The organism is Corallococcus sp. AB045 (assembly GCF_003668895.1).
GTDB classification, from domain to species: domain Bacteria; phylum Myxococcota; class Myxococcia; order Myxococcales; family Myxococcaceae; genus Corallococcus; species Corallococcus coralloides.
Window position 1 is genome coordinate 1 of record NZ_RAWN01000372.1, and the last position, 3,717, is coordinate 3,717.

Sequence of the window (3,717 nt, forward strand, 5' to 3'; positions counted from 1 at the left end):
GGAGGAGGCGGCGGCGGACTTCGCCGGCTTCGCCGGGGTGGAAGACGGGCCGGGTGCCTTGGCGGCGGGGGCGGCTGACGGCTTCTCGGGAGGGTTCTTCTTCGTGGCCACCGGAGGGCCTCCTGGCAGGTATCGACCGTGGTCCCAGAGGGGATTGAAACGAGCGCGTCTCACTCGGTCACGGTGCCTACCAGAAAACGCCCCCCCGGGGACATCCCCGGGCGGCGAACGCCCGGGGCCCTTCAGTCACTTCACCGGCTTAGCCGAACAGGCCGCCGACGAAGCTGGAGACGGCGGAGACGGCGGCGCCCACCTGGCTGACCACCGGGATGTTGGTGGCGGCGGCGATGGAGCCCACGGCGGTGATGACGCCCGTGACCTTCTTGGTGGTGCTGGCGTTCGGGTCACGCAGGGTGGAGACCGCGTTCGCCGTGTCGAAGGCGGCGATGGCGATGTTCGCGCCCGGGGCGAAGCGGCCGGCGGCCTTGGCCAGGGTGCCCCCGGCGGCCTTGGCGGCGGCGGTCGCACCGGCCTTGGCGGCGGCCTTGCCACCCTCGGACAGCGCGGCGCGGGCGGCGGCGCGGGACGCGGTGCCCGTGGCGGCCTTCAGGGCCACGCCGGACTCGCTGACGGCGGTCTTCAGGGCGGTGCGCACGCCGTTCTTGATGGCGGAGGAAGCGCCACCCTCGAAGGCGGCCTTGGCGGCGGCACCGGCGGCGGCGCGGGCCAGCTTGGGGCCGGCGCCCGGGACCGCGGCCTTGAAGGCGCCGCTGGCGGCCTTGTACGCGCTGCCGAACTTGTTCACGTCGCGGGCCAGCTCCAGGCCGCCCTTGACGGTGCTGACCGCCGTCTTGCCGGCGGTGGCGACGGAGCCCAGCGCCTTGTTCCAGTCCTCGCTGGAGCCGGAGCGCACGGCGTTGCGCACGTCGGAGATGGCCGTGCCGGCCTGGCCCACCAGCTTCGCGGCGTTGGTGATGGTGCCCACGGCGCCGCCCGCGATGCCCAGCTTGCCCTTGAGGTCGAGCTTGGTCTTCGGGTCCGTGGCCTTGGAGACCAGCTTGTCGACGTTGCCCTTCAGCGTCGCCTTGAAGCCGTCCGTCTTCAGGCTCTTGACGTTGTCGAAGCCGTCCTTCACGGCCGTCTTCACCTTGTTGAAGGTGTCGTAGCCCTTCTTCGCCTGCGTCCCGATGTCCTTCGCCGCCTTGATGGGGTCCTGCTGCACCTGGCGGATGGTGTTGGAGACGGCATTGCGGGCGCGGTTGATGAGGCTCATGTGGGGCTCCCTCGTCGGAGTTCGAGGAATGGATTGGAAGGGCTGCTGACGTCTTGCGGGGATTATCGCAACAGCCGTCGATCAGTTGCGTAGCACCTCACATGTGCTGAGAAGGTAGGTGTGGGACACCGGTTGTGGCACGGCGCGTCAGCGTCAGCGTCAGCGGCAGTCGGGGTCCGCGTCGTCGGCCCGGCCATCCGCGTCGTTGTCCGCGCCGTCATGGCAGTGGCCGGCCTCGGACGGGACCCATTCGGTGACGTGGAGGGTGTAGCGGATGGGGGTGTCCCGGTCCGGCCGGGCCATGCCGTCCACCACCACCAGCACGGACTGCCCCTGCGCCAGGGTGAGCTTCAGCGCCGGGGCCCCCTTTGTCGTGGGATGTGGGTGCGCGGAGCAGCCCAGCTCCGTGCCCCGGCAGCCGGCGAGGAGGTACAGGGCGTGGCCGCCCGCGTCCGGGTCGTTGCCGGGCGAGGTGTCGAAGACGAAGGTGCCGGCCCTGGGCGCCGTCCATAGGTGGGCGCGGTCCTGCTGGAGCAGCGCGCCGCAGGTGCCCTGGAAGCCGTCGCCGGAGAGGGCCGTCTCGCCCTGGAAGGTGACGGGCAGGGCGCTGCCCAGGTCGTGGTGGGCGCAGCCCTGGCCCTTGCAACGGGGCTCGTCGCGGCACTCGGTGTCGGCGCAGTCCACCCAGCGGTCCCCGTCGTTGTCCATGCCGTCGAAGCAGGAGGCGCCGGCCTCGGTGGCGCGCAATTCGTCGATGTGCAGCTCGAAGGCGCCTTGCGTGAAGGACCCGCCAGCCGCGGCGTCCACCGTCACCAGGACCCGCTGGCCCTGCGTCAGCGTCACCGCCACCCGGGCCCCACCGCCGTAGCTGATGCCGCCCGTGGCGCACGCCAGCTCCTCGCCGCCGCAGCCGTCCGCGTACACGACGATGACGGACCGCATCGCCGAGCGGGCCGTGTCGAAGGTGAAGGTGCCCGCCCGGGGCGCCGTCCACAGGTAGCCCCGGTCCGGAGCGCCCGCGCCTCCGCAGGAGGCGGCATGGTCGTCCCGGGCCTCCACGGTGGAGCCCTTCAGCGACACCGGCAGCGCGCTGCCCAGGTCCCGGTCCACGCACACGGGCTCCGGAGGCGCGCAGACGTGGGGCACGCCCGTGCCGCCGCAGGTCTCCGGCGCCGCGCACGCGCCGCAGTCGAGCGTGCCGCCGCAGCCGTCCGCCACCGCGCCGCACGTCGCGCCCAGGAAGCCGCAGGTGGCCGGCCGGCATCCTGGGACCGCGCAGACATTGGGGACGCCGCCCGCGCCACAGGTGAGTCCCTGGCCGCACGCGCCGCAGTCGAGCGTGCCGCCGCAGCCGTCCGCGACCTGGCCGCAGTCCTTGCCCAGGGCCTCGCAGGTGGACGGCGTGCACGCGGCCTTGCCGCAGACGTTGGGCACGCCCGCGCCGCCGCAGGTCTTGGACGCGAGGCAGCCTCCGCACTCCAGCACCGCGCCGCAGCCGTCGGACACGCGGCCGCAGTTCGCGCCCTGGGCCGCGCAGGTCGTGGGCACGCAGGTGCCGGCGCCACAGACGTTGGCCTCACCCGCGCCGCCGCAGGTCGCGTCGGCCGCGCAGGCGCCGCACTCCAGGACGCCGCCGCAGCCGTCCAGCACCTCGCCGCAGCTCTTCCCCAGCACGGCGCAGGTGGCCGCCTGGCACAGCGGGGCGGCGCAGACGTTGGCCACGCCGCCCGCGCCGCAGGTGAGCCCCTCGCCGCAGGCGCCGCACTCCAGGACGCCGCCGCAACCGTTGGACACGGCGCCGCAGTCCTTGCCCAACGCCTCGCAGGTGGTGGGGACGCACGGCGCGCGGCCGCACACGTTCGCGGTGCCGCCTCCGCCGCACGTCTCGTCCGGCCCGCACGCGCCACAGTCCAGGACGCCGCCGCAGCCATCCGCGACCTGGCCGCAGTCCTTGCCCGAGGCCTCGCAGGTGGTGGGCACGCAGGCCGGAGGCCCGCAGGCGTTGGGCACGCCGGCGCCTCCGCAGACCTCCGGGGGCGCGCACGTGCCGCAGTCGAGCACGCCGCCGCAGCCGTCCGAGAGCGGCCCGCAGGTGGCGCCGCGCGCCTCGCAGCTGCTGGGGACGCAGGGCAAAGGGCCGCAGACGTTGGGCACGCCGCCCCCGCCGCAGGCCTGGTCTTCCGCGCACTCGCCACACTGGAGCGTGCCGCCGCACCCGTCGATGGCGTAGCCGCAGTCCAGCCCCTGGGACTCGCACGTCATGGGCACGCAGAGGGACGGGGGCCGCGAGGCCACCCTGGAGGAGACCGTGTCCTCCGGCAGCGTCCGGCCGCACGCCGCCCACAGCCCCAGGAGCAACACCCAGCCTGGCCACCCGCCCGTCCGCCCCATGCCCCGTTCCCGCCGCCCGTGAAGGACCCACCCGCCATGGGCCCTGAGCCAGG

General features: G+C 74.2%; 2 protein-coding genes. Both read right to left on the reverse strand.

Annotation, left to right across the window (positions count from 1 at the left end):
• Positions 1–259 precede the first annotated feature (259 nt).
• Entirely contained in the window at positions 260–1,273 is a 1,014-nt protein-coding gene (locus tag D7Y21_RS40625; RefSeq protein ID WP_120564722.1) for a hypothetical protein, read from the reverse strand.
• Positions 1,274–1,432: 159 nt separating this feature from the next.
• Positions 1,433–3,717: hypothetical protein (locus D7Y21_RS40630; RefSeq protein ID WP_370039928.1), on the reverse strand; the 2,285-nt coding region annotated here is incomplete at its 5' end.

Coding starts and splice junctions, on each gene's coding strand:
- D7Y21_RS40625 (WP_120564722.1), bottom strand. CDS start 1,273: ATGAGCCTCATCAACCGCGCCCGCAATGCCGTCTCCAACACCATCCGC.